The organism is Enterobacter sp. DTU_2021_1002640_1_SI_PRY_ASU_LCPMC_013 (assembly GCF_032389435.1).
Lineage (GTDB): Bacteria > Pseudomonadota > Gammaproteobacteria > Enterobacterales > Enterobacteriaceae > Enterobacter > Enterobacter hormaechei_C.
In genome coordinates, this window is the sequence record NZ_CP135594.1 from 655622 (window position 1) to 681224 (window position 25603).

Annotated in this window: 25 protein-coding genes and 1 other annotated feature; of the genes, 17 read left to right on the forward strand and 8 right to left on the reverse strand. The window is 56.3% G+C overall.

The window, feature by feature from the left end; translation table 11 throughout:
- Positions 1 to 17 precede the first annotated feature (17 nt).
- Complete coding sequence (locus RS584_RS03195; RefSeq protein ID WP_015572615.1) at positions 18 to 662, reverse strand: YtjB family periplasmic protein; 645 nt, start codon at positions 660 to 662, stop codon at positions 18 to 20.
- A 117-nt stretch (positions 663 to 779) separates the two neighbouring features.
- On the opposite strand from RS584_RS03195, the gene serB reads away from it, so the two are divergent.
- From serB to nadR, 3 genes are all read left to right on the forward strand, one after another.
- A complete protein-coding gene (serB, locus tag RS584_RS03200) occupies positions 780 to 1748 on the forward strand; it encodes a phosphoserine phosphatase (protein ID WP_003856524.1) in 969 nt (322 codons plus the stop codon).
- 75 nt (positions 1749 to 1823) lie between these two features.
- Entirely contained in the window at positions 1824 to 3209 is a 1386-nt protein-coding gene (radA, locus tag RS584_RS03205; protein WP_017383829.1) for a DNA repair protein RadA, read from the forward strand.
- A gap of 35 nt (positions 3210 to 3244) precedes the next feature.
- Positions 3245 to 4477 carry a multifunctional transcriptional regulator/nicotinamide-nucleotide adenylyltransferase/ribosylnicotinamide kinase NadR gene (gene nadR / locus RS584_RS03210; protein WP_193940856.1) on the forward strand — a complete coding sequence of 411 codons (1233 nt, stop codon included), beginning with the start codon at positions 3245 to 3247 and terminating at the stop codon, positions 4475 to 4477.
- A gap of 65 nt (positions 4478 to 4542) precedes the next feature.
- Here nadR and RS584_RS03215 read toward each other — a convergent pair whose 3' ends face one another.
- On the reverse strand, positions 4543 to 5544 hold the full coding sequence (locus RS584_RS03215; protein WP_315748930.1) for a zinc-binding alcohol dehydrogenase family protein: 1002 nt from the start codon (positions 5542 to 5544) through the stop codon (positions 4543 to 4545).
- 108 nt (positions 5545 to 5652) lie between these two features.
- On the opposite strand from RS584_RS03215, the gene RS584_RS03220 reads away from it, so the two are divergent.
- Complete coding sequence (locus RS584_RS03220; protein ID WP_015572618.1) at positions 5653 to 6552, forward strand: LysR family transcriptional regulator; 900 nt, start codon at positions 5653 to 5655, stop codon at positions 6550 to 6552.
- Positions 6553 to 6680: 128 nt separating this feature from the next.
- On the opposite strand, the gene ettA is transcribed toward RS584_RS03220, so the two are convergent.
- The gene (ettA, locus tag RS584_RS03225) at positions 6681 to 8348 is read right to left on the reverse strand and encodes an energy-dependent translational throttle protein EttA (protein WP_006810191.1); all 1668 of its coding nucleotides are present in this window, start codon (positions 8346 to 8348) and stop codon (positions 6681 to 6683) included.
- 226 nt (positions 8349 to 8574) lie between these two features.
- Between ettA and sltY the strand changes: the two genes are divergently transcribed.
- Positions 8575 to 10512 carry a murein transglycosylase gene (gene sltY / locus RS584_RS03230; protein WP_017694548.1) on the forward strand — a complete coding sequence of 646 codons (1938 nt, stop codon included), beginning with the start codon at positions 8575 to 8577 and terminating at the stop codon, positions 10510 to 10512.
- A 55-nt stretch (positions 10513 to 10567) separates the two neighbouring features.
- Entirely contained in the window at positions 10568 to 10897 is a 330-nt protein-coding gene (gene trpR / locus RS584_RS03235) for a trp operon repressor (RefSeq protein WP_003856511.1), read from the forward strand.
- 27 nt (positions 10898 to 10924) lie between these two features.
- On the opposite strand, the gene yjjX is transcribed toward trpR, so the two are convergent.
- A complete protein-coding gene (gene yjjX / locus RS584_RS03240; protein WP_015572619.1) occupies positions 10925 to 11440 on the reverse strand; it encodes an inosine/xanthosine triphosphatase in 516 nt (171 codons plus the stop codon).
- A 48-nt stretch (positions 11441 to 11488) separates the two neighbouring features.
- Here yjjX and gpmB point away from each other — a divergent pair, with 48 nt between their 5' ends.
- Positions 11489 to 12136, forward strand: coding sequence for a 2,3-diphosphoglycerate-dependent phosphoglycerate mutase GpmB (gene gpmB / locus RS584_RS03245; protein ID WP_006810187.1), 648 nt, complete (start codon positions 11489 to 11491; stop codon positions 12134 to 12136).
- On the opposite strand, the gene robA is transcribed toward gpmB, so the two are convergent.
- The gene (robA, locus tag RS584_RS03250; RefSeq protein ID WP_315748931.1) at positions 12133 to 13002 is read right to left on the reverse strand and encodes an MDR efflux pump AcrAB transcriptional activator RobA; all 870 of its coding nucleotides are present in this window, start codon (positions 13000 to 13002) and stop codon (positions 12133 to 12135) included. The two genes, gpmB and robA, sit on opposite strands and share 4 nt — an antisense overlap.
- Before the next feature lie 214 nt (positions 13003 to 13216).
- On the opposite strand from robA, the gene creA reads away from it, so the two are divergent.
- The gene (gene creA, locus RS584_RS03255; protein ID WP_017383825.1) at positions 13217 to 13687 is read left to right on the forward strand and encodes a protein CreA; all 471 of its coding nucleotides are present in this window, start codon (positions 13217 to 13219) and stop codon (positions 13685 to 13687) included.
- Between the two features lie 49 nt (positions 13688 to 13736).
- Here the strand turns inward: creA and arcA are convergent, their stop codons facing one another.
- A complete protein-coding gene (gene arcA, locus RS584_RS03260; protein WP_003856501.1) occupies positions 13737 to 14453 on the reverse strand; it encodes a two-component system response regulator ArcA in 717 nt (238 codons plus the stop codon).
- Between the two features lie 95 nt (positions 14454 to 14548).
- Here arcA and yjjY point away from each other — a divergent pair, with 95 nt between their 5' ends.
- The 7 genes from yjjY to RS584_RS03295 all read left to right on the forward strand — a co-directional run bounded on the left by yjjY (position 14549) and on the right by RS584_RS03295 (position 21355).
- Positions 14549 to 14689, forward strand: coding sequence for a protein YjjY (yjjY, locus tag RS584_RS03265; protein ID WP_001541509.1), 141 nt, complete (start codon positions 14549 to 14551; stop codon positions 14687 to 14689).
- 399 nt (positions 14690 to 15088) lie between these two features.
- Positions 15089 to 15775 carry a tRNA/rRNA methyltransferase gene (locus tag RS584_RS03270; RefSeq protein ID WP_017383824.1) on the forward strand — a complete coding sequence of 229 codons (687 nt, stop codon included), beginning with the start codon at positions 15089 to 15091 and terminating at the stop codon, positions 15773 to 15775.
- Positions 15776 to 15986: 211 nt separating this feature from the next.
- Complete coding sequence (gene thrL / locus RS584_RS03275; protein ID WP_015572623.1) at positions 15987 to 16055, forward strand: thr operon leader peptide; 69 nt, start codon at positions 15987 to 15989, stop codon at positions 16053 to 16055.
- Positions 15994 to 16111 (forward strand) — a sequence feature (Thr leader region). (Overlaps the previous gene by 62 nt.)
- A 24-nt stretch (positions 16112 to 16135) precedes the next feature.
- The gene (gene thrA, locus RS584_RS03280) at positions 16136 to 18598 is read left to right on the forward strand and encodes a bifunctional aspartate kinase/homoserine dehydrogenase I (protein WP_023295899.1); all 2463 of its coding nucleotides are present in this window, start codon (positions 16136 to 16138) and stop codon (positions 18596 to 18598) included.
- A gap of 1 nt (position 18599) precedes the next feature.
- Positions 18600 to 19529 (forward strand): homoserine kinase, encoded by a 930-nt coding sequence (thrB, locus tag RS584_RS03285; protein ID WP_315748932.1) that lies wholly within the window; start codon positions 18600 to 18602, stop codon positions 19527 to 19529.
- 3 nt (positions 19530 to 19532) lie between these two features.
- Positions 19533 to 20819 (forward strand): threonine synthase, encoded by a 1287-nt coding sequence (thrC, locus tag RS584_RS03290; protein WP_315748933.1) that lies wholly within the window; start codon positions 19533 to 19535, stop codon positions 20817 to 20819.
- Positions 20820 to 21067: 248 nt separating this feature from the next.
- The gene (locus RS584_RS03295) at positions 21068 to 21355 is read left to right on the forward strand and encodes a DUF2502 domain-containing protein (RefSeq protein ID WP_015572627.1); all 288 of its coding nucleotides are present in this window, start codon (positions 21068 to 21070) and stop codon (positions 21353 to 21355) included.
- 31 nt (positions 21356 to 21386) lie between these two features.
- Here RS584_RS03295 and yaaA read toward each other — a convergent pair whose 3' ends face one another.
- On the reverse strand, positions 21387 to 22160 hold the full coding sequence (gene yaaA, locus RS584_RS03300; protein ID WP_022650381.1) for a peroxide stress protein YaaA: 774 nt from the start codon (positions 22158 to 22160) through the stop codon (positions 21387 to 21389).
- A 66-nt stretch (positions 22161 to 22226) separates the two neighbouring features.
- Positions 22227 to 23660, reverse strand: a complete 1434-nt coding sequence (locus RS584_RS03305; protein ID WP_315748934.1) for a sodium:alanine symporter family protein — start codon at positions 23658 to 23660, stop codon at positions 22227 to 22229.
- A 262-nt stretch (positions 23661 to 23922) separates the two neighbouring features.
- Between RS584_RS03305 and tal the strand changes: the two genes are divergently transcribed.
- Both tal and mog read left to right on the forward strand, forming a co-directional pair.
- Complete coding sequence (gene tal / locus RS584_RS03310) at positions 23923 to 24876, forward strand: transaldolase (RefSeq protein ID WP_047052507.1); 954 nt, start codon at positions 23923 to 23925, stop codon at positions 24874 to 24876.
- Between the two features lie 110 nt (positions 24877 to 24986).
- Complete coding sequence (mog, locus tag RS584_RS03315; protein WP_003856479.1) at positions 24987 to 25574, forward strand: molybdopterin adenylyltransferase; 588 nt, start codon at positions 24987 to 24989, stop codon at positions 25572 to 25574.
- Positions 25575 to 25603: the final 29 nt, after the last annotated feature.

Consider the following 25603-nt stretch of genomic DNA (forward strand, 5'->3'; position numbering starts at 1 on the left):
ATCCGCCTACTTTATCACTATTCTTTCTTCTCGCTCTCTTCCTCTTCGGGAACCGACTTGCTGGCGGTTAACAGGAACGGCGACTGCTGCCAGCGGGTGCGCTTGCCCTGGAGCAACGTGCGCGCCAGTACCACGCCAATCGCCAGCGAGAGCAGCAGCATCAGGCGCAAAATATTGGTGGTGTTATCCACCTGTTTGGCTTCGGTTGGCAGGGTGTGGGTGTCGAGTGTCAGACGTAAATAGCCGAGCGGACCATTCTTGCCCTGAATGGGTTCGACGATTTGTTGGTTGAAATAACCACCGGCTTTTTTGCCATCCAGCGCCAGCCTGTCGCGCACGTCGACATGCTCACCCGCGCGGGCAATCAGGTCGCCCTGTTCATCGTACACGCCCGCATCCAGAATGCGGCTGTTTTCCGTAAGCTGGCGCAATACCTGGGCTATTCGCTTATCATCCGGCGTTTCGGTGCGCATAGACGGCGCAACGTTGAGCGTCACCTGGCGCGCCAGCGTCCGGGCCAGTTCCTCAAACTGCGGGTTACGCTGTCGTTGGTGATTCTGGCTAAACCAGGATGCCCCCTGCATCAGCGCCACTAATAGTGCGAGACAGATCAGGACAATCACGGCGCGATGAAGCCGGAATTTCAGTTTTGCGCGAGCCATATTCCACCTGCTTAAAATTTACGGCTTAATGTTGCCAGAAGTGATGGTTACAGGGTAGCCTCATGCGTTATTTTCCCTCTGGAACCTTCCGGCGCGAACGAAATTACAGGAGCTTCAATGCCGAACATTACCTGGTGCGACCTGCCAACGGATGTCTCTTTATGGCCAGGATTGCCGCTCTCTTTAAGTGGCGATGAGGTGATGCCTCTCGATTACCACGCTGGCCGTAGCGGCTGGCTGCTGTACGGACGCGGCCTGGATAAGCAACGCCTCACCCAGTATCAAACCAAACTGGGCGCAGCGATGGTCATCGTTGCGGCCTGGTGCGTGGAAGATTATCAGGTTATTCGCCTGGCGGGTTCCCTGACGCAGCGCGCCACGCGTCTGGCGCACGACGCCGGGCTGGACGTTGCCCCCCTCGGCAAAATTCCGCACCTGAAAACGCCCGGCCTGCTGGTAATGGACATGGACTCCACCGCCATTCAGATCGAATGTATTGACGAGATTGCTAAACTGGCGGGCAGCGGCGAGCTGGTGGCGGAAGTCACCGAGCGCGCGATGCGCGGCGAGCTGGATTTTACCGCCAGCCTGAGACAGCGCGTGGCGACCCTGAAGGGGGCCGATGCTAACATTTTGCGTCAGGTGCGCGACGAGCTGCCCCTGATGCCTGGGCTGACGCAGCTGGTGCTCAAGCTGGAGACGCTCGGCTGGAAAGTGGCGATTGCCTCCGGCGGGTTCACCTTCTTTGCCGACTACCTGCGTGACAAGCTGCGTCTGACCACCGTGGTGGCAAACGAGCTGGAGATCATGGACGGCAAACTCACCGGACAGGTCATCGGCGACATCGTGGATGCGCAGTACAAAGCCAATACGCTGACGCGTCTGGCGGAGAAATATGCCATTCCGGTCGAGCAGACCGTCGCCATCGGCGATGGCGCGAACGATCTGCCGATGATCAAAGTTGCCGGGCTGGGTATTGCCTACCATGCCAAGCCGAAAGTGAATGAAAAGACGGAAGTCACTATCCGTCATGCTGATCTGATGGGGGTGTTCTGTATTCTCTCCGGCAGCATTAATCAAAAATAGCGGCCTGCTTTTGTAGGCCGGGTAAGCGTCAGCGCCACCCGGCGCGCAGACCGCACAGAAATAACGAGGTAAACCGTGGCGAAAGCTCCAAAACGCGCATTTGTCTGTAATGAATGTGGTGCGGATTATCCGCGCTGGCAGGGGCAATGCAGCGCCTGTCATGCATGGAACACCATCACCGAAGTGCGTGGTGTGGCGGCTTCGCCGAGCGTGGCCCGCAATGAACGGCTGAGTGGCTATGCGGGCAATGCAGGCGTGTCGAAGGTACAAAAACTTTCGGATATCAGCCTGGAAGCACTGCCGCGCTTTTCCACCGGATTCAAAGAATTTGACCGCGTGCTCGGCGGTGGCGTAGTGCCGGGCAGCGCCATTCTGATCGGCGGTAACCCGGGCGCGGGTAAATCGACCCTGCTGCTGCAAACGCTCTGCAAGCTCGCCGAACAGATGAAAACCCTGTACGTCACGGGGGAAGAGTCACTCCAGCAGGTGGCGATGCGCGCGCACCGCCTCGGCCTGCCCACCGGCAATCTGAATATGCTGTCGGAAACCAGCATCGAGCAGATCTGCATGATCGCCGAAGAAGAGCAGCCGAAGCTGATGGTGATCGACTCCATTCAGGTGATGCATATGGCTGACATTCAGTCGTCACCGGGAAGCGTGGCGCAGGTGCGTGAAACCGCGGCCTACCTGACGCGCTTTGCCAAAACGCGCGGCGTGGCGATTGTGATGGTTGGTCATGTGACCAAAGACGGCTCGCTGGCGGGACCGAAAGTGCTTGAACACTGTATCGACTGCTCGGTGATGCTCGATGGCGATGCGGATTCCCGTTTTCGTACCCTGCGCAGCCATAAAAACCGCTTTGGCGCGGTGAATGAGCTGGGCGTGTTTGCCATGACCGAGCAGGGGCTGCGTGAAGTCAGCAACCCGTCGGCCATCTTTCTGAGCCGTGGCGACGAGATCACGTCCGGTAGTTCGGTGATGGTGCTGTGGGAAGGGACGCGTCCGCTGCTGGTTGAAATTCAGGCGCTGGTGGATCAATCGATGATGGGCAACCCGCGGCGCGTGGCGGTCGGTCTGGAACAGAACCGCCTGGCGATCCTGCTGGCGGTGCTGCACCGTCACGGCGGTCTGCAAATGGCGGATCAGGATGTGTTCGTCAACGTGGTTGGTGGGGTGAAGGTTACGGAAACCAGCGCGGACCTGGCGCTGCTGCTGGCAATGGTCTCCAGCCTGCGCGACAGACCGTTGCCGCAGGATCTGGTGGTATTTGGTGAGGTAGGGTTGGCCGGCGAGATCCGCCCGGTGCCGAGCGGTCAGGAGCGTATCTCCGAAGCGGCAAAACATGGCTTCCGCCGCGCGATTGTTCCGGCCGCCAACGTGCCGAAAAAAATTCCGGAAGGGATGCAGGTTTTTGGCGTTAAAAAACTTGCAGATGCGTTAAATGTCTTTGACGACTTATAATTACGTATTCGATTTTGCAGGAGGCACCGTAATTTATGTCATCATTTGACTACATCAAGACCGCAATCCGCCAGAAGGGCTGCACGCTGCAGCAGGTGGCGGACGCCAGCGGCATGACCAAAGGCTACCTGAGCCAGCTGCTGAACGCCAAAATCAAAAGCCCCAGCGCGCAGAAGCTCGAAGCACTGCACCGCTTTCTGGGGCTGGAATTCCCGCGTATGCAAAAGAACATCGGTGTGGTGTTCGGCAAGTTTTACCCGCTGCATACCGGGCATATCTATCTGATCCAGCGCGCCTGTAGCCAGGTGGACGAGCTGCACATCATCATGGGCTACGATGAAACCCGCGACCGTCAGCTGTTCGAAGACAGCGCCATGTCGCAGCAGCCCACTGTGTCAGACCGCCTGCGCTGGCTGCTTCAGACCTTTAAGTATCAGAAAAACATTCGTATTCATGCCTTTAACGAAGAGGGCATGGAGCCGTATCCGCACGGCTGGGACGTGTGGAGCAACGGCATCAAAGCGTTTATGGAAGAGAAGGGCATTGCGCCTAACTGGATCTACACTTCTGAAGAGTCCGACGCGCCGCAGTTCCGCGAGCATCTGGGCATCGAGACGGTGCTGATCGATCCTAAACGCACCTTCATGAACATCAGCGGGGCGCAGATCCGCGAGAACCCGTTCCGTTACTGGGACTACATCCCGACCGAGGTGAAGCCGTTCTTCGTGCGTACGGTGGCGATCCTCGGCGGCGAGTCGAGCGGGAAATCGACGCTGGTAAATAAGCTGGCTAACATCTTCAATACCACCAGTGCGTGGGAGTATGGTCGCGATTACGTCTTCTCACACCTTGGCGGCGACGAGATGGCGTTGCAGTATTCCGACTACGATAAAATCGCGCTCGGTCATGCCCAGTACATTGATTTTGCGGTGAAATACGCCAATAAAGTCGCCTTTATTGATACCGATTTCGTCACCACGCAGGCGTTCTGCAAAAAGTACGAAGGGCGCGAGCACCCGTTTGTGCAGGCGCTGATTGACGAATACCGCTTTGACCTGGTGATCCTGCTGGAAAACAACACCCCGTGGGTGGCCGACGGCATGCGCAGCCTGGGCAGCTCGGTGGACAGGCGGGAGTTCCAGACCATGCTGGTAGAGATGCTTAACGAGAACAACGTTGAGTTTGTCCATGTGGAAGAGTCGGACTACGACTCCCGCTTCCTGCGCTGCGTCGAGCTGGTGAAGGAGATGATGGGGGAGCAGGGGTAAAAAACTCACCCCTCACCCTAACCCTCTCCCTTTGGGAGAGGGCCGGGGTGAGGGAATCAGTCCACTCAATACTCAACCACCACCTTCCCACGCATATGCCCCTCCAGCACCTTGCGGTGCGCTTCGGTAATGCTTTCCACGCTTAGCCCGTGCAGCGTTTCGCTGAGCGAGCTTTCCACCATGCCGTTATCCACCAGCTTCGCCACCTCATCTAAAATCTCACCCTGACGCGCCATATCCGTGGTCTGGTACATGCTACGGGTGTACATAAATTCCCAGTGCAGGGCGGCAGATTTGGACTTCAGCTTGTCCTGGTTCAGCGGATGCGCGTTTTCAACGATGGAACAAATGTCTCCCTGAGGGGCAATCAGATCGCTGACCGCATCCCAGTGCCCGTCGGTATCGTTGAGGATAAAAATGTAATCCACAAAGGTGAGCCCCTGTTTCGCCAGTTCACCCTTCAGGTCGCGGTAATTTACGACAATGTCAGCCCCGCGATCGCGACACCACCGGGCGGAATCTTCTCGTGAAGCGGTTGCGACGATCTTCACCTTGCTGTTGTGCTTCGCAAACGGGATCGCCAGCGATCCGACTCCACCCGCGCCGCCAATTATCAGCAGCGTTTTATCTGCGTCGGCATCCTGAATCTTCAGCCGTTCAAACAGGCCTTCCCACGCGGTGAGCGCCGTCAGCGGCAATGCAGCCGCGGCGGCCCAGTCAAGGCTTGCAGGCTTGTGCCCGACAATGCGCGCATCGATCAGCTGGTGCGTGGTATTACTGCCCGGACGGGTGATATCCCCTGCGTACCACACTTCGTCACCCGGTTTGAATCCGGTGACGCCAGCCCCAACGGCTTGTACGATACCGCTGGCATCCCACCCGAGAATGCGCGGCTCCTTCAGTCCGCTTTTGGCAATGCCTGCATGTACCTTGGTGTCCACCGGGTTTACGGAGACGGCTTTTACCTCCACCAGCAGATCGTGTTCACCGGGCTGCGGCATCGGCGGAGTGATTTCAACGAAGGTGGACGGATTTTCCGGGTTAACGGCAATGGCTTTCACTGACATGGTGTGCTCCTCAATGGCATGCGTTTTGTTGAGGCTAGTTTATTAAGTGGTCAGCTGCATGATAAGATGGACAATCCAGAACTCAGCGTTCGTACAGGGTGAACAATCATGTTTAAACAGCTTCAGGATATGGCGCTGTTTGCGCTGGTGGCCGAGATGGGCAGCTTTACCGCGGCGGCGCAGAAGGCGGAACTGCCGAAATCCAGCGTCAGCCAGCGGATTAGCCAGCTGGAGCAGCAGGTGGGGATCCGTCTGTTGAATCGCACCACGCGCAGGATCAGCCTGACGTTTGCAGGCGAGCACTATCTGGTGCACTGTCGCGAGATGCTGGCGGCCAGCGAGCGCGCGGAGTATGCCATTCAGCGGCTGCGCGAAAACCCCAGCGGGCGGCTGCGGATCACCTGTCCGGCGGGAATTGGCGCAACGCTGCTGGCGCATATGAATGCCGAGTTCCAGCTTCGCTATCCGGACGTGTCGCTGGATGTGTCGATCTCAGACGACGTGGTGGATCTGGTCGAGTCTGGCTTTGACGTGGCGCTGCGCACCGGCAAACCGCAGGATTCTTCCCTGATTGGCCGGATGATTGGGCACTGCCCACGCTACATGCTGGCCTCGCCCCACTACCTGGCGCGTCGGGCGCCGTTAATCCATCCCCGACAGCTGGTGGAGCACCGCTGCATTACGCACCGGGCATGGTCGGAGTGGCTTCTGCGAAGCGAGAGTGAGGATTATCGGTATCTGCCGGATAACGCCCATATGACCGATAACCTGGTGTACGCCAGGGAATGCGCCATTGCCGGGGCAGGGATCACGCTGTTACCCGCATTCCTGCTGGAAGATAAGATCGAAAAGGGCGCGCTGGTGAAGGTGCTGCCGGCGTGGAGCGTTGAGGGAAACGATCTGTGGCTGGCCTACCCGAGCCGTAAGCTCAATTCGCCTGCGCTGATGAGCTATATCGACTTTGCGATGCAGTTTGATGAGGTGAAGCGGTATTACGTGGGCAAATAAAAAAGCCGGGTGGCGGCTTCGCCTTACCCGGCCTACACACTGTGCGGCCTGATGACCTCACCCTGGCCCTCTCCCACGGGGAGAGGGTACAAACATAAAAAACGGCAACCGAAGTTGCCGTTTTGCTTTTATTTCGCAATACGCTTGTACTTAATACGCTTCGGCTCCAGCGCGTCTGCGCCCAGCGTGCGTTTCTTGTACTCTTCGTATTCGGTGAAGTTACCTTCGAAGAACTCCACCTTACCTTCGTCCTGGTAGTCCAGGATGTGGGTTGCGATGCGGTCCAGGAACCAGCGGTCGTGCGAGATAACCATCGCGCAGCCCGGGAACTCCAGCAGGGCGTTTTCCAGCGCGCGCAGGGTTTCGATGTCCAGGTCGTTGGTAGGTTCATCAAGCAGCAGAACGTTGCCGCCAACCTGGAGCAGCTTCGCCAGGTGCAGACGACCGCGCTCACCGCCGGACAGCTCGCCCACGCGTTTGCCCTGGTCAGTGCCCTTAAAGTTAAAGCGGCCAACGTAAGCGCGGCTTGGCATCTCGGTGTTGCCGATACGCATGATATCCAGACCGCCGGAAACCTCTTCCCACACGGTTTTGCTGTTATCCATTGCGTCGCGGAATTGGTCCACGGAAGCCAGCTTCACGGTTTCACCCAGGGTGATAGAGCCGCTGTCAGGCTGTTCCTGACCGGACATCATGCGGAACAGGGTCGATTTACCTGCGCCGTTCGGACCGATGATGCCAACGATAGCGCCTTTCGGCACGGAGAAGGTCAGGTCGTCGATCAGCAGACGGTCGCCGTAGGACTTACGCAGGTTGGTCACTTCAACCACTTTATCCCCCAGACGTGCGCCAGGTGGAATAAACAGTTCGTTGGTTTCGTTACGTTTCTGGTATTCAGTGTTGTTCAGCTCTTCGAAGCGTGCCAGACGTGCTTTGCCCTTGGACTGACGGCCTTTCGCGCCCTGACGCACCCACTCCAGCTCTTTCTCGATAGACTTACGACGCGCCGCTTCCTGAGATGCTTCCTGCGCCAGACGCTGATCTTTCTGCTCCAGCCAGGAGGAGTAGTTGCCTTCCCACGGAATACCTTCGCCGCGGTCCAGCTCCAGGATCCAGCCCGCAACGTTGTCGAGGAAGTAACGGTCGTGGGTAATCGCCACCACGGTGCCTTCGAAGTCGTGCAGGAAGCGCTCCAGCCACGCCACGGATTCCGCATCCAGGTGGTTGGTAGGTTCGTCGAGCAGCAGCATGTCTGGTTTTTCCAGCAGCAGGCGGCACAGCGCCACGCGGCGGCGTTCACCACCGGACAGGTTAGCGATTTTCGCATCCCAGTCTGGCAGACGCAGGGCATCAGCCGCGCGCTCCAGCTGCACGTTCAGGTTGTGACCGTCGTGCGCCTGGATAATCTCTTCATATTTGCCCTGCTGAGCGGCCAGTTTGTCGAAGTCCGCATCCGGCTCGGCGTATTTGGCATACACTTCATCCAGACCTTTCAGGGCGTTAACCACCTCGGATACCGCTTCTTCAACGGATTCACGCACGGTGTGTTCCGGGTTCAGCTGGGGTTCCTGCGGCAGGTAGCCGATCTTAATGCCAGGCTGCGGACGGGCTTCACCTTCGATGTCTGTATCGATGCCGGCCATGATGCGCAGCAGGGTGGACTTACCGGCACCGTTGAGACCCAGAACACCGATTTTTGCGCCCGGGAAGAAGCTCAGCGAGATATTTTTAAGAATATGACGTTTCGGCGGGACAACTTTGCCGACACGATGCATGGTATAAACGAATTGAGCCACGTTGGACTTCGCCTCTTTTATCGTGATGAGAATGAATTTCAGCCTCGAAGTGTAGCCTTTTTCACGCCCTAATCCCAGCCAGGAACGTCGGGAGTGTTAAAACGCGCAAGAAAGGTAAAAAAGTGTCCATGACGTGGCGCGTTGTGGGATGCCTGGTTAGCATAAGTTGATGTAACTTTGACGTGGCAAGACGCTGCAACTGACGAAAAACAATGAGGAAGAGCTTGTGGAAAAAGCCAAACGGGTGGTCTGGCGTCTGCTGGCTGCCAGCGTATGCGTAATGGCGGTAAGCCAGGCGGTGCATGCCGATTCACTGGATGAACAACGTAACCGCTATGCCCAGATTAAACAGGCATGGGACAACAAGCAGATGGATACCGTGCAGGCGCTGATGCCGACGCTGAAGGATTATCCGCTGTATCCGTATCTTGAGTATCGTCAGATCACGGACGATCTCATGAATCAACCGACCGTCACCGTGAATAACTTCATTCAGGCGAACCCGACCCTGCCGCCTGCGCGCACCCTGAAGTCCCGGTTTGTGAACGAGCTGGCCCGTCGCGAAGACTGGCGCGGCCTGCTGGCTTTCAGCCCGGATAAACCGGGCGCGACGGAAGCGCAGTGTAATTACTATTATGCGAAATGGGCGACCGGTCAGCAGGAGGAAGCCTGGACCGGCGCGAAAGAGCTGTGGTTGACGGGCAAAAGCCAGCCAAACGCCTGTGACCCGCTGTTCAGCGCCTGGCGCGCCTCGGGCAAGCAGGATCCGCTCTCTTACCTGGAACGTATTCGCCTGGCGATGAAGGCCGGAAACACCCGGCTGGTCACCGTGCTGGCGGGCCAGATGCCCGCAGATTATCAGACCATTGCGTCTGCCGTTATCAGTCTGGCAAACGATCCCAATACCGTGCTGACGTTTGCGCGTACCACCGGCGCGACCGATTTTACCCGCCAGATGGCGGCGGTGGCCTTTGCCAGCGTGGCGCGTGATGATGTGGAAAACGCCCGGCTGATGATCCCGCAGCTGGTGCAGGCCCAGCAGCTTAATGACGATCAAACTCAGGAGCTGCGCGATATCGTGGCATGGCGACTGATGGGGACAGATGTCACCGACGAACAGGCGCGCTGGCGTGATGATGCGGTGATGCGTTCAAACTCTGTCTCGCTGGTGGAGCGTCGCGTGCGCATGGCGCTGGGAACGGGCGATCGTCGTGGCCTCAATACCTGGCTGGCGCGTCTGCCGATGGATGCCAAAGAGAAAGATGAATGGCGTTACTGGCAGGCGGACATGCTGCTGGAACGTGGTCGTGAAGATGAAGCCAAAGAGATCCTCCACTCCCTGATGCAGCAGCGTGGATTCTACCCGATGGCGGCGGCGCAGCGTCTGGGCGAGGAGTACACCCTGAAGATCGACAAAGCGCCAGCCAACGCGAACCCGGCGCTGACGCAGGGGCCGGAAATGGCGCGCGTGCGCGAGCTGATGTACTGGAATCTGGATAATACCGCGCGCAGCGAATGGGCGAATCTGGTCACCAGCCGTACCACCGATGAGAAAGCGCAGCTTGCCCGCTATGCATTTGATAATCGCTGGTGGGATCTGAGCGTGCAAGCGACGATCGCCGGCAAACTGTGGGATCATCTCGAAGAGCGTTTCCCGCTGGCTTATAAGGATCTGTTCGATCGCTACACCAGCGGCAAAGATATTCCGCAAAGCTACGCGATGGCCATTGCCCGTCAGGAGAGCGCCTGGAACCCGAAAGTGCGTTCTCCGGTGGGTGCCAGCGGCCTGATGCAGATTATGCCGGGTACCGCGACGCACACGGTGAAGATGTTTAATATTCCAGGCTACAGCAGCCCGTCCCAGCTGCTGGATCCGGAGACTAACATCAACATCGGTACCAGCTACTTGCAGTACGTCTATCAGCAGTTCGGTAATAACCGTATCTTCGCGTCAGCGGCGTACAACGCCGGGCCTGGCCGCGTGCGGACATGGCTTGGCAACAGCGCAGGGCGCATCGACGCCGTGGCGTTTGTCGAGAGCATTCCGTTCTCGGAAACGCGCGGCTATGTGAAGAATGTGCTGGCTTATGACGCCTACTATCGCTACTTCATGGGGCAGAAAGATACCCTGATGAGCGATGCCGAGTGGCAGAGACGTTACTGATCGGCGCGGGTTGTGTTATGCTGTACTCGCTAATGAGTACAAGAGGCAGCATAACATGACCCAGCATTCCCCGTATTCCTCGGCCATGGCCGAACAGCGTCATCAGGAGTGGCTTCGTTTTGTGGAGTTGCTCCGCCAGTCTTACGACAAAGATCTGCATTTACCGTTGCTACAGCTGATGCTGACGCCCGATGAACGCGAAGCGCTGGGCACGCGGGTACGCATTATTGAGGAACTGCTGCGCGGCGAAATGAGCCAGCGCGAGCTGAAAAACGAGCTGGGCGCGGGCATCGCGACCATCACCCGTGGTTCAAACAGCCTGAAGTCGGCGCCGGTTGAACTGCGTCAGTGGCTGGAAGCGGTATTGCTGAAAAACGCCGGATGACGGCTTCGCCTTATCCGGCCTGCAAACTTAACGATAAATCGCGTTATGGAACGGACTTAACGCCAGAATAACGGCCTGGTGGTAAACGCCTGAACGCGTAAGCTTGCCACCCGTAAAGACGCCAATCGCCCCCTCTTTACGACCAATTTCATCAATGCCGGTGTAGTGCGACATTACCGGCCCCAGCGCCTCACCCGCGCGGACTTTCTCCAGTATGACTTCCGGCAGCGGCAGCGTGGCTGAACGCGCTTCGCCGCGCTGCTCACGGCTTTCGATGACAACCCAGCTGAAGGTCGCCCCTTCGTCGATGCCTGCTTCAATCGCGACCCAGAAGTCAGCGTCTGGCGCGGCGGCTTTTGCATTCGCCACGCGATTTCGTGCGCCAGCGCGTGTTTCCTCGCTGCCAAACGGCTGTTCCGGCACACCGCTCTCGACGCCGACGGCGTCAATATGGCAGGATCCTTCGCCGAAGATCTCTTCAAATGCCCTTAGAATTGCCTGAATTTTGGCAGGATTGGTGGTAGCAGAGACAACATGGTGCATAATTAAGCTCGATTTAAAAAATTCATCGCAGTATAACGGAAAAAAAGCATGTTACAGGTATACCTTGTTCGCCACGGTGAAACGCAGTGGAACGCCGAGCGACGTATTCAAGGCCAGTCAGACAGTCCTCTCACCGACAAAGGTGTGCAGCAAGCGTGGCAGGTGGCGGAGCGCGCCAGAACGCTGGGTATCACTCACGTCATCTCCAGTGATTTAGGCCGCACGCAGCAGACGGCACGCATCATCGCCGATGCCTGTGGCTGCGATGTGACCCTCGAACCGCGTCTGCGCGAGCTGGATATGGGCGTGCTGGAAAAACGTCCTATCGATACGCTGACGGAAACCGAAGAAGGCTGGCGCCGCACGCTGGTGAACGGCACTGAAGATGGTCGCATCCCTGAAGGGGAATCCATGCAGGAGCTGAGCGTGCGCATGCATGCCGCGCTGGCCGAGTGCCTGAAACTCCCGGCAGGTAGCCGACCGCTGCTGGTAAGCCACGGTATCGCGCTGGGTTGCCTGGTGAGCACCATTCTGGGACTGCCGGCTTACGCCGAACGCCGTTTGCGTCTGCGCAACTGTTCCATTTCCCGTATCGACTATCAGGAAAGTGCCTGGCTGGCATCGGGGTGGGTAGTTGAGATGGCAGGGGACATTTCGCATCTTGATGCCCCTGCTCTGGACGAATTGCAGCGTTAACGACGTACCGGAATCAGGAATTCCATACGCAGATTGATAGGGCCTTCTTCCGGTTTAGCATCTTGCGCCGGATAGTAGCGCTCAATGTCCTGACCTTTACGGCGATTCAGATTCAGCATCGGCATGCAGGTCCCGTAAACGGTCAGGATGAACTCCTGAACGCCCGTTCCTAAACCTTCGTATGAGAACATCACATACTCGCCGCCTTCCACCACGACAGGCTTCGAGCCATGAATGTAACCGTTCGCCATGTCAGGCGTCAGCGCCGTGGTATAGAACACTTCCTGCTCGTCGTCTTTTTCCTGGCTGGGATGCGTTTCGTTCAGGCCATACAGAATCGGCGGGATCGCCGGAGCATAGCTTAAAAATTCGCGCCAGAACTGAACGCGCATCTGATGGCGGAACTCGGAGATCTGCTCCAGGGAACAGGAGTAGCTCTGCGTGGTGCCGACCAGGTGCGTTTCCGGCAGGGTGATAATTTCATATTTTGGCATCGCAAACTCGCCCAGACGCAGCGGCGGGCGCATACCAAAGGAGCTCCAGTCCGGCGAGCGGCGATAAAGCGCTGGCGTTAACGAGAACTGTTTTTTAAACGCGCGGGTAAAGGTTTGCTGTGAATCGAAGCGATATTGCAGGGCAATATCCAGGATTGGTCGCGCGGTCAGGCGCAACGCGACAGCAGACTTTGATAAACGACGTGCGCGAATATAGGCACCGATAGCATGACCGGTGACATCCTTGAACATCCTTTGCAGATGCCACTTGGAATAGCCTGCTTTTGCCGCCACATTATCCAGTGACAAAGGCTGGTCGAGATGACCTTCCAGCCAGGTGAGCAGGTCGCGAATAATTCCAGCCTGATCCATATACTATCCTCATCCTTAAAACTGCCGCAGGTGCCTGTTTACAGGTTAGCGGATAATAGCATTTTTTGACGTTTTAGCATTCAGTGTTTTTTTTGCGCATAAATGCTTTTTGTAGTGATTTATGTGCGGATATATTCTAATGCTGTGATCTTGCTACATTTTTATCTAACCTGTTGAATAATCGCTCAGCGTAATTTTTATGAATGGTAACAATATGAAATACAAGGTTTTAGTCTTTGCAGCACTGGCGCTGATGGCAGGGCGCGTGGCACAGGCGGAGCAAATTGGCTCCGTGGATACTGTGTTTAAAATGTTTGGGCCGGACCACAAAATTGTGGTGGAAGCCTTTGACGATCCGGACGTTAAAAACGTCACCTGCTATGTCAGCCGGGCAAAGACCGGCGGGATTAAAGGCGGCCTGGGGCTGGCTGAAGACACGTCTGACGCGGCCATCTCCTGCCAGCAGGTTGGCCCGGTGGAATTGAGTGACAAAATCAAAAACGGCAAAGCGCAGGGCGACGTCGTATTCCAGAAACGGACCTCGCTGGTGTTCAAAAAGCTACAGGTGGTCCGTTTTTATGACGCGAAGCGTAACACCCTGGCTTATCTGGCTTATTCCGACAAAGTCGTGGACGGCTCACCGAAAAACGCGATAAGCGCGGTACCGATTATGCCGTGGCATTGATAAAAAAAAACGGCGCAAATGCGCCGTTTTTTACTGCGTGACGGGAGAATTACTCCTGGAGGTCACCGCAGAAACGATAGCCTTCACCATGGATCGTGGCGATGATTTCCGGCGTATCCGGCGTAGATTCGAAGTGCTTACGAATACGACGGATGGTTACGTCAACGGTACGATCGTGTGGCTTCAACTCACGACCGGTCATTTTCTTCAGCAGTTCTGCACGGGACTGAATCTTGCCCGGGTTCTCGCAGAAGTGCAGCATCGCGCGGAATTCACTGCGCGGCAGTTTGTACTGCTCACCGTTCGGGCTAATCAGCGAACGGCTATTGATATCAAGTTCCCAGCCGTTGAATTTGTAGCTGTCGACGCTACGACGCTCTTCACTTACCGTACCCAGATTCATGGTGCGGGACAGCAGGTTGCGTGCACGAATGGTTAACTCGCGAGGGTTGAACGGCTTGGTGATGTAGTCATCCGCGCCGATTTCCAGACCAAGAATTTTATCAACCTCGTTGTCACGGCCCGTCAGGAACATCAACGCGACGTTCGCCTGTTCACGCAGTTCGCGCGCCAGAAGAAGCCCGTTTTTGCCCGGCAGGTTGATATCCATAATCACCAGGTTGATATCATTTTCAGAAAGGATCTGATGCATCTCTGCGCCATCGGTCGCTTCAAAGACATCGTAGCCTTCTGCTTCGAAAATGCTCTTTAACGTGTTGCGTGTTACCAACTCGTCTTCAACGATAAGAATGTGCGGGGTCTGCATGTTTGCTACCTAAATTGCCAACTAAATCGAAACAGGAAGTACAAAAGTCCCTGACCTGCCTGATGCATGTCGCAAATTAACATGATCGGCTTAACGTGACTAAAGTACGTAATTGCGTTCTTGATGCACTTTCCATCAACGTCAACAACATCATTAGCTTGGTCGTGGGTACTTTCCCTTTGGACCCGACAGTGTCAAAAACGGCTGTCATCCTAACCATTTTAACAGCAACATAACAGGCTAAGTGACACCGGACACCCAATAAAACTACGCTTCGTTGACATATATCAAGTTCAATTGTAGCACGTTAACAGTTTGATGAAATCATCGTAGCTGAATGCTAGCCTTTGTCACAATTTTTCAATAAACCAACTAGTTGCGGACATTGATTGATAAACGGTACGAATCCAATCAGAAAAGAGTATTCATATGGTCATTATCATTACAAAACATAAGGATAATGGACTTCTGTTAACATTCTAACTGATTGTTCAGCCACAAAATAGTTTAGCTTTTTTTAATTGTTATGAAACGCTATTTCGGTGATTTGTGTTGCAAAATTGTAAATTCGTGCTGCGTAATATGTTGAACTGAATCACATTTTTACCTGCTAACTGATTAAAAAGAGAGCGTAAATGCATCTGTCGATTGTGCTGGTGGCACCAGCAAGAGCTGAAAATATTGGCGCTGCGGCGCGTGCCATGAAGACTATGGGGTTTACCGATTTGCGTATTGTGGACAGCACGGCGCATCTGGAGCCTGCTGCGCGCTGGGTGGCGCACGGTTCGGGTGATATTCTCGATAATATAACCACTTACGCTACGCTCGCCGACGCACTCCACGATATTTCGTTTACCGTCGCGACGACCGCGCGCAGCCGGGCGAAGTTTCACTATTACGCCACGCCTGCTGAACTGGTGCCGATGCTGGAAGAGAAAAGCCAGTGGCTGGAGAAAGCCGCGCTGGTGTTTGGGCGAGAAGATTCCGGGCTGACTAACGAAGAGCTGGAGCTGGCTGACGTGCTGACGGGCGCGCCGATGGTGGCGGATTATCCGTCACTCAATCTGGGGCAGGCGGTGATGGTCTATTGCTATCAATTAGCATCCTTAATACAAATTTCTCAGCCACCGGTGACAGTTTCGGATGAAAACCAGCTGGCGGCACTGCGTGTTCGTGCAGATAACCTTCTTGAGCAATTGGGCGTCGCTGACGATCAAAAAATGGTGGACTGGTTACAGCAGCGCCTGGGGCGTCTTGAGCAGCGCGACACGGCAATGCTGCACCGATTGCTTCATGATATTGAAAAAAAATTAGCCGAGTAAAATAGTGTCATAGGTTTTTATTATGGCCGATCCTGCTGATGTCTGGGGTTGCATCTGGGGTATTCCGATGAAAATAAATCTGCCCGCAGCGGGACGTGAGAATATCCCGAATTGTGATCGAATTAAAAATTCATTGACTTAAGGGGCTCGATCCTTTAACCCTAAAAGAATAGAGCACAGACAGATAATAATGACAGAGTACACAACATCCATGAAACGCATCAGCATCACCACCATTACTACAACCATCATCATTACCACAGGTAACGATGCGGGCTGACGCGTACAGGAAAAACAGAAAAAAGCCCGCACCTGAACAGTGCGGGCTTTTTTTTCGGCTAAAGGAAATGAGGTAGAACCATGCGAGTGTTGAAGTTCGGCGGTACGTCAGTGGCAAATGCAGAACGTTTTCTGCGTGTTGCCGATATCCTGGAAAGCAACGCCAGGCAGGGGCAGGTTGCCACCGTGCTCTCTGCCCCGGCCAAAATCACGAACCACCTGGTGGCGATGATTGAAAAAACCATCGGTGGTCAGGATGCACTACCGAACATCAGCGACGCCGAGCGTATCTTTGCCGATCTGCTTCAGGGGCTGGCCGACGCCCAGCCTGGTTTCCCGCTGGCGCAGCTGAAAAGCACCGTTGAACTTGAATTTGCCCAGATTAAACACGTTCTTCACGGTATCAGCCTGCTTGGTCAGTGCCCGGACAGCATCAACGCGGCGCTGATTTGCCGGGGTGAAAAACTCTCTATCGCCATCATGGCAGGCGTGCTGGAAGCGCGCGGTCACCACGTGACGGTCATCGATCCGGTTGAAAAACTGCTGGCTGTGGGCCACTACCTTGAATCCACCGTCGACATTGCCGAGTCGACACGCCGTATTGCGGCGAGCAAAATCCCGTCTGACCATATGATCCTGATGGCAGGCTTTACCGCCGGTAACGAGAAGGGCGAACTGGTGGTGCTGGGGCGTAACGGCTCTGACTACTCCGCCGCCGTGCTGGCGGCCTGCTTACGCGCGGACTGCTGTGAGATCTGGACTGACGTCGACGGCGTTTATACCTGCGATCCGCGCCAGGTACCGGACGCCAGGCTGCTGAAGTCGATGTCGTACCAGGAAGCGATGGAGCTTTCCTACTTCGGCGCTAAAGTTCTTCACCCGCGTACCATCTCCCCGATTGCCCAGTTCCAAATCCCTTGCCTGATTAAGAATACCGGTAACCCTCAGGCGCCGGGCACGCTGATTGGCGCCAGCGCGGATGAAGATGACCTGCCGGTGAAAGGCATTTCTAACCTCAATAACATGGCGATGTTCAGCGTCTCCGGCCCGGGGATGAAGGGCATGGTCGGCATGGCGGCACGCGTCTTTGCCGCTATGTCCCGCAACGGGATCTCCGTGGTGCTGATCACGCAGTCTTCTTCCGAATACAGCATCAGCTTCTGCGTTCCGCAGGGTGATTGCCTGCGTGCCCGTCGCGCGCTGGAAGAAGAGTTCTATCTGGAGCTGAAAGAAGAGCTGCTGGAGCCGCTCTCGATTCAGGAGCGTCTGGCGATTATCTCTGTGGTCGGCGACGGCATGCGCACCCTGCGCGGTATCTCCGCCAAATTCTTTGCCGCGCTGGCGCGGGCCAATATCAATATCGTGGCGATTGCCCAGGGCTCATCAGAGCGTTCCATTTCCGTTGTCGTGGATAACGATGACGCCACTACCGGCGTGCGCGTGGTGCATCAGATGCTGTTCAACACCGACCAGGTGATTGAGCTGTTCCTGGTGGGCGTCGGTGGTGTCGGTGGCGCGCTGCTGGAGCAGGTGAAGCGCCAGCAGGAGTGGCTTAAGAAGAAGCATATCGATCTGCGCGTTTGCGGCATTGCGAACTCGAAAGCGTTGCTGACTAACGTCCACGGTCTGAATCTGGAAAACTGGCAGGCGGAGCTGGAAGAGGCGAAAGAGCCATTTAACCTGGGCCGCCTGATCCGCCTGGTGAAAGAATATCACCTGCTTAACCCGGTGATCGTTGACTGTACCTCCAGCCAGGCGGTGGCCGATCAGTACGCCGACTTCCTGCGCGAAGGGTTCCACGTGGTGACGCCAAACAAAAAGGCCAACACCTCGTCGATGGATTACTATCACCAGCTGCGGCTGGCGGCGAGTAAGTCGCGCCGTAAGTTTCTGTATGACACCAACGTGGGCGCGGGCCTGCCGGTCATCGAGAACCTGCAAAACCTGCTGAACGCGGGCGACGAACTACAGCGTTTCTCCGGCATCCTCTCCGGCTCCCTGTCATTTATCTTCGGCAAGCTGGACGAAGGGATGAGCTTGTCGGAAGCCACCCGCGCCGCGCGCGAGCTGGGCTACACCGAGCCGGATCCGCGCGACGACCTCTCCGGCATGGACGTGGCGCGTAAGCTGCTGATCCTGGCGCGCGAAACTGGCCGCGAGCTGGAGCTTTCGGATATCGTGATTGAGCCGGTGCTGCCAGCAGAATTTGATGACAGCGGTGACGTCAGCGCCTTTATGGCCAGGTTGCCGCAGCTTGACGACGCCTTTGCCGCACGCGTTGCGAAAGCCCGTGATGAAGGTAAGGTATTGCGCTATGTTGGCAACATTGAAGAAGACGGCGTCTGCCGGGTGAAGATTGCCGAAGTGGATGGCAACGATCCGCTGTACAAGGTGAAAAACGGCGAGAACGCCCTGGCGTTCTACAGCCATTATTATCAGCCACTGCCGCTGGTGCTTCGCGGCTATGGCGCAGGGAATGATGTGACGGCGGCAGGCGTGTTTGCCGATCTGCTGCGTACCCTGTCATGGAAGTTAGGAGTTTAAGATGATTAAAGTATATGCCCCGGCTTCCAGCGCCAATATGAGCGTCGGATTTGACGTGCTGGGCGCGGCGGTCACACCGGTGGACGGTTCGCTGCTGGGCGATACGGTTACGGTTGAGGCGGCAGAGCGCTTCAGCCTGAATAACATCGGCCGCTTCGCCAGTAAGCTGCCGTCTGAACCGCGCGAGAATATCGTTTATCAGTGCTGGGAACGCTTCTGTCAGGAGATCGGCAAAAACGTGCCGGTCGCCATGACGCTGGAAAAGAGCATGCCGATTGGTTCGGGGCTGGGCTCGAGCGCCTGCTCGGTGGTCGCCGCGCTGGTGGCGATGAATGAGCATTGCGGCAAGCCGCTGAACAACAGCCGTCTGCTGGCGCTGATGGGCGAGCTGGAAGGGCGCATCTCCGGCAGTATTCATTATGATAACGTGGCGCCGTGCTTCCTTGGCGGCATGCAGCTGATGATTGAAGAAAATGGCATCATCAGCCAGCAGGTGCCAGGGTTTGATGAGTGGCTGTGGGTGCTGGCCTATCCGGGCATTAAAGTGTCTACCGCCGAAGCGCGTGCGATCCTGCCAGCGCAGTATCGTCGTCAGGACTGTATCGCCCACGGGCGTCATCTGGCGGGCTTTATTCACGCCTGCTACACCCGTCAGCCGCAGCTGGCGGCGAAACTGATGAAAGACGTCATTGCCGAGCCGTATCGCACGAAGCTGCTGCCGGGCTTTAACGAAGCGCGACAGGCATCCATGGATATCGGCGCACAGGCGTGCGGCATCTCCGGCTCCGGCCCGACGCTGTTCGCCTTATGCGACAAGCCAGACACCGCGCAGCGCGTGGCGGACTGGCTCTCTAAACACTACCTGCAAAATCAGGAAGGCTTTGTTCATATTTGCCGTCTGGACACGGCTGGCGCACGAGTACTGGGATAACGAATGAAACTCTACAACCTTAAAGATCATAACGAGCAGGTCAGCTTCGCGCAGGCGGTAACGCAGGGGCTTGGCAAAAATCAGGGGCTGTTCTTCCCCCACGACCTGCCGGAATTTCAGCTGACCGAAATCGATGAGCTGCTGAAGCAGGACTTTGTCACCCGCAGCACCAAAATTCTGTCTGCCTTTATCGGCGACGAAATCCCGCAGGAGCTGCTCGAAGAACGCGTGCGTGCGGCGTTTGCTTTCCCGGCGCCGGTGAAGCAGGTGGAGCCTGACGTTGGTTGTCTGGAGCTGTTCCACGGTCCGACGCTGGCGTTCAAAGATTTCGGCGGTCGCTTTATGGCGCAGATGCTGACCCACATCAGCGGCGACAAACAGGTGACCATTCTTACCGCGACTTCAGGCGATACCGGAGCGGCGGTGGCCCATGCGTTCTACGGCCTGAAAAACGTCCGCGTGGTGATCCTTTATCCGAAAGGCAAAATCAGCCCGCTTCAGGAAAAACTGTTCTGCACCCTTGGGGGCAACATTGAAACCGTGGCGATCGACGGCGATTTCGATGCCTGTCAGGCGCTGGTGAAGCAGGCCTTCGATGACGAAGATCTGAAGGCGGCGCTGGGGCTGAACTCTGCCAACTCCATCAACATCAGCCGTCTGCTGGCGCAGATCTGCTACTACTTCGAAGCGGTGGCGCAGCTGCCGCAGGACGCGCGCAATCAGCTGGTGGTTTCCGTGCCAAGTGGGAACTTCGGCGACCTGACGGCAGGCCTGCTGGCGAAATCACTCGGCCTGCCGGTGAAGCGTTTTATCGCCGCCACCAACGCCAACGACACCGTACCGCGCTTCCTGAAGGACGGAAAATGGGCGCCGAACGCGACTCAGGCCACGCTCTCCAATGCGATGGATGTGTCACAGCCTAACAACTGGCCGCGTGTGGAAGAGCTGTTCCGCCGTAAGGTCTGGCGTCTGGGCGATCTGGGTTACGCAGCGGTGACGGACGAAACCACTAAAGCCACCATGCGCGAGCTGAAAGCGGTGGGCTATACCTCTGAGCCGCACGCGGCGATTGCCTATCGTGCCCTGCGCGATCAGCTTCAACCGGGTGAGTATGGCCTGTTCCTTGGCACCGCCCATCCGGCCAAGTTCAAAGAGAGCGTGGAAGCGATCCTGGGGGAAACGCTGCCGCTACCAAAAGAGCTGGCCGATCGCGCCGACCTGCCGCTGCTGTCTCATGAGCTGCCCGCAGACTTTGCCGCGCTGCGTAAGCTGATGATGACCCGAGCGTGATTGTGCTGCCCGGTGGCGGCTTCGCCTTACCGGGCCTACAACGGCGAACTCATCGTAGGCCGGGTAAGCGCAGCGCCACCCGGCTTTTTTGTGAAGAAATTAAGGAGAAAAACAGCAGGAAAAAAGCAGAAATTCCCAATAAATGCGGTCACTTAGCGTTTAGGATTGCAGAGAATAACATCCCCCGTCCCCATCACGTACTCTCCTTACATCGGCCCACGTTGGGCAAGAAGAATAAGGAGTCACCTATGTCTACACTGAAACCTGCACTTATCGCGCTTTCACTGATGCTGGTCGCTCCCATGGCGGTGCAGGCAGCTGAGATCACCCTCGTGCCAGCGGTAAAACTGCAAATTGGCGATCGGGATAATAACGGGCACTACTGGGATGGCGGCCGCTGGCGCGACCATGACTGGTGGAAAGCGCACTATGACTGGCGCGATAACCACTGGCGTCCGCACGATGAACATCGCGATCGTGACGATCATCACCGACATGACGATCGTCGCCCGGGCCCGGACCGGAAGCACCATTAACACAAACCCCGCCAGCTGGCGGGGTTGTCTTTTATTGCTCGTGACGCTTAAACACCAGCTCGTTTTTTCCTGACGATGCCTCGTCGAAGAAATACCCTTCACTGTTAAAGCCAGTGAGCTGCTCTGGCTTCGTCAGACGGTTTTGAATGATGAAGCGGCTCATCAGACCGCGCGCTTTTTTGGCGTAGAAGCTGATTACTTTAAATTTGCCGTTTTTCTCGTCGAGGAATACCGGCTTGATAATGTCCGCATCCAGCTTCTTCGGTTTCACCGATTTGAAGTACTCATCGGAGGCCAGGTTGATCACCACGTTGTCCCCCTGGGCTTGCAGCGCCGCGTTAAGCTTGTCGGTAATGACATCGCCCCAGAACTGGTACAGATCTTTACCTTTAGCGTTTTCCAGGCGGATACCCATCTCCAGACGATACGGCTGCATCAGATCCAGCGGTCGAAGCACCCCGTACAGGCCGGATAACATGCGCAGATGCTGCTGGGCAAAATCGAAATCGGCTTCGCTAAACGTTTCTGCTTGCAGGCCAGTGTAGACGTCACCTTTGAAGGCCAACAGCGCCTGGCGGGCGTTGGCGGGCGTGAAGTCAGGCTGCCACTCATGAAAACGGGTGGCGTTCAGGTCGGCGAGTTTATCGCTGATGCTCATCAGCGAGGCGATTTGCGGAGCCGAAAGCTTACGCGCCTCGTGGATCAGCTGTTGCGAGTAGTCCAGCAATTCCGGCTGGGTATAACGCTCAGTGGCGAGCGGGCTCTGGTAGTCGAGCGTTTTGGCAGGTGAAATCAGAATCAGCATATCCAGTCCTTGCAGGAAATTTAGAGCGACTTTAACAAAAAATCGCCCTGAATTGATCGATAGCTGTTATTGCCGCGGCAAATCATCCCAGGTGCCTGGGGCAATTTGTGACTCGATTTCGGGATAGCGTGAGGCGTCAAAGACGGGCTGTACGCCGAGCTTGCGCTGACGCAGATAATCGCGCGCGATCAGCGCCACAACCGGTGAAAGCAGCAAAATGGCCGTCAGGTTCGTGATGGCCATCAGCGCCATAATGACGTCCGCTATTTGCCAGATCATCGGCATGCTGAGCAGGCAACCTACAAACACCATCGCCAGCACGCCCGCGCGAAGGATGTTGCGGGCCAGACGCGAGTCAACTTTCAGGAAGATAAGGTTGTTTTCGGCATAGATATAGTTCACTGCAATGGAACTAAAGGCAAAAAGTCCCACGACAAGTGCGACAAGGTCCGCGCCCCAGCCGCCGACGAGGGAGACCAGCGCCTGTTGTACCCAATGAATGCCTGCCGTACTACCGGACGGTTGTTCAGCGGCACCGGCCAGCAGCATTATCATCGCGCTGGCGGAGCAGATAACAATGGTGTCTGTGAAGACGCCAATCATCTGTACAATGCCCTGCGCGGCGGGATGTGGGGGCCAGGATGCGGCCGCTGCGGCGGCATTCGGCGTGGAGCCCATTCCCGCTTCGTTGGAGAACATACCCCGCTGAAAACCCGCAGTGAGTGCCTGGCTAAGGGTGTAACCCAGCGCGCCGGAAGCCGCTTCGCGCCAGCCGAACGCGCTTTGGAAAATGGTGACGATGACGTTCGGCACCTCGTCGATATGTATCGCACATACCATCAGGCTGGTGGACACCCACAGCAGCGCCATCAGCGGAACCAGCCACTGCATCAGGCGGGCAACCCCTTTGAGCCCGGTCACAATGGTCAGCAGGGTGAGAAGGGCAAGCGCGCCGCCCGTCAGCCACTCGGGACAATTGAAGGCAAAGCGCAGCGCGTGGGCGACGGAATTTGCCTGAACGGTATTGAAAATAAGGCCATAGGCAATCAGCAAAAAGATTGAGAACAGAACGCCCATCCAGCGCATTCCCAGCCCGCGATCCATATACCAGGCGGGACCGCCGCGAAACTGACCTTTGCCGTCTTTTTCTTTGTAGAGTTGCGCAAGCGAGCATTCAGCAAAGGAGGTGGCCATACCGATAATCGCCGTCACCCACATCCAGAATACCGCGCCCGGACCGCCCGCGCCGATCGCCAGCGCGACACCGGCCAGGTTACCGCTGCCGACGCGTGCGGCCAGGCTGGTACAGAGCGCCTGAAACGAGGTCAGGCCGCCCGGCTGTGGGGTGACGCTGTTTTTCAGACTTCTGCCAAATTTGCGGATATAGCGAAACTGAATCAGACCGCTGCGCCACGTAAACCAGATACCTGCTCCTGAAAGCAGGTATATCATGATCGAACCCCAGAGGACTTCGTTGATAAAGAAAAAGAAATCAGGCACTAACGTCCCTCTTGTTGATGCCAAAGTGAATATGTAAGCGCTACCACTGATTGTGCATGCTGTTACTTAGCAGCCTGTTAATATTCTGAGTTTATCATACTCTGCCTAAGCGCACTGTCTGCGGTTGCGCTGCCTCTCACTCGTGTTATCATCAGGGCAGACCGGTTACATCCCCCTAACAAGTAAACCTGTCATTTTTCCGCTGCTGGCAAGCTGTCGGTAGTGTGAATTATCCAGGGCACGTTAAAAGAGAAACACTATCATGACGGATAAATTGACCTCCCTTCGTCAGTTCACCACTGTCGTCGCTGACACCGGAGATATCGCGGCAATGAAGCTGTACCAGCCGCAGGATGCCACAACCAACCCTTCTCTGATCCTTAACGCCGCGCAGATCCCTGAGTATCGCAAACTGATCGACGAGGCGGTGACCTGGGCAAAAGCACAGAGCAATGACCGCGCGCAGCAGGTTGTGGATGCCACTGACAAACTGGCAGTGAACATCGGTCTGGAAATCCTGAAGCTCGTTCCTGGCCGTATCTCTACCGAAGTTGATGCTCGCCTGTCCTACGACACCGACGCGTCTATCGCCAAAGCAAAACGCCTGATCAAACTGTACAACGATGCGGGCATCAGCAATGACCGTATCCTGATCAAACTGGCGTCTACCTGGCAGGGCATCCGCGCTGCTGAGCAGCTGGAAAAAGAAGGCATCAACTGTAACCTGACTCTGCTGTTCTCCTTCGCGCAGGCGCGTGCATGTGCCGAAGCTGGCGTATACCTGATTTCTCCGTTCGTGGGCCGTATTCTGGACTGGTACAAAGCCAACACCGACAAGAAAGAGTACGCGGCGTCTGAAGACCCAGGCGTGATTTCAGTGACTGAAATCTACGAATACTACAAACAGCACGGCTATGAGACCGTTGTTATGGGCGCAAGCTTCCGTAACGTCGGCGAAATCATCGAGCTGGCTGGCTGTGACCGCCTGACCATCGCTCCTGCGCTGCTGAAAGAGCTGGCAGAAAGCGAAGGTGCTATCGAGCGTAAACTGTCCTACACCGGCGAAGTGAAAGCACGCCCTGAGCGCATCACCGAGTCCGAGTTCCTGTGGCAGCACAACCAGGATCCAATGGCCGTAGATAAACTGGCGGACGGTATCCGTAAGTTTGCTATCGACCAGGAAAAACTGGAAAAAATGATCGGCGACCTGCTGTAATCATTCTGCGTGACCGGGTTCCCGGTCACGCGTCTTTCCCCCGCCTCTGTCTGAATTTTCTCTCTGCGTGTATCATTCCCTTTAATCAGTACTTTTTGAATGGAATGGATATGAATACCTTACGCATCGGCTTAGTGTCGATTTCTGACCGCGCCTCCAGCGGTGTTTATCAGGATAAAGGCATCCCTGCTCTGGAAGCGTGGCTGGGCAGCGCGCTCACTACCCCGTTTGAGATCCAGACTCGCCTGATCCCGGACGAGCAGCCGATCATCGAGCAAACCCTGTGTGAACTGGTGGATGAGATGAGCTGCCACCTGGTGCTGACGACGGGCGGAACCGGCCCCGCGCGCCGCGATGTAACGCCGGACGCGACGCTGGCTATCGCCGATCGTGAAATGCCGGGCTTCGGTGAGCAGATGCGCCAGATCAGTCTACACTTTGTCCCGACGGCCATTCTTTCCCGTCAGGTCGGGGTGATCCGCAAACAGGCGCTGATCCTGAACCTGCCGGGGCAGCCGAAGTCGATAAAAGAAACGCTGGAAGGGGTAAAAGCCGAGGACGGCAGCGTTATCGTCCACGGTATCTTTGCAAGTGTACCGTATTGTATACAACTGCTTGACGGTCCGTACGTGGAAACTGACGGCAATGTGGTAGCAGCATTTCGCCCTAAAAGCGCTCGCCGCGAAACAATCTCCTGAAATTCTTTAAAATGTGACATTAGCGCCAG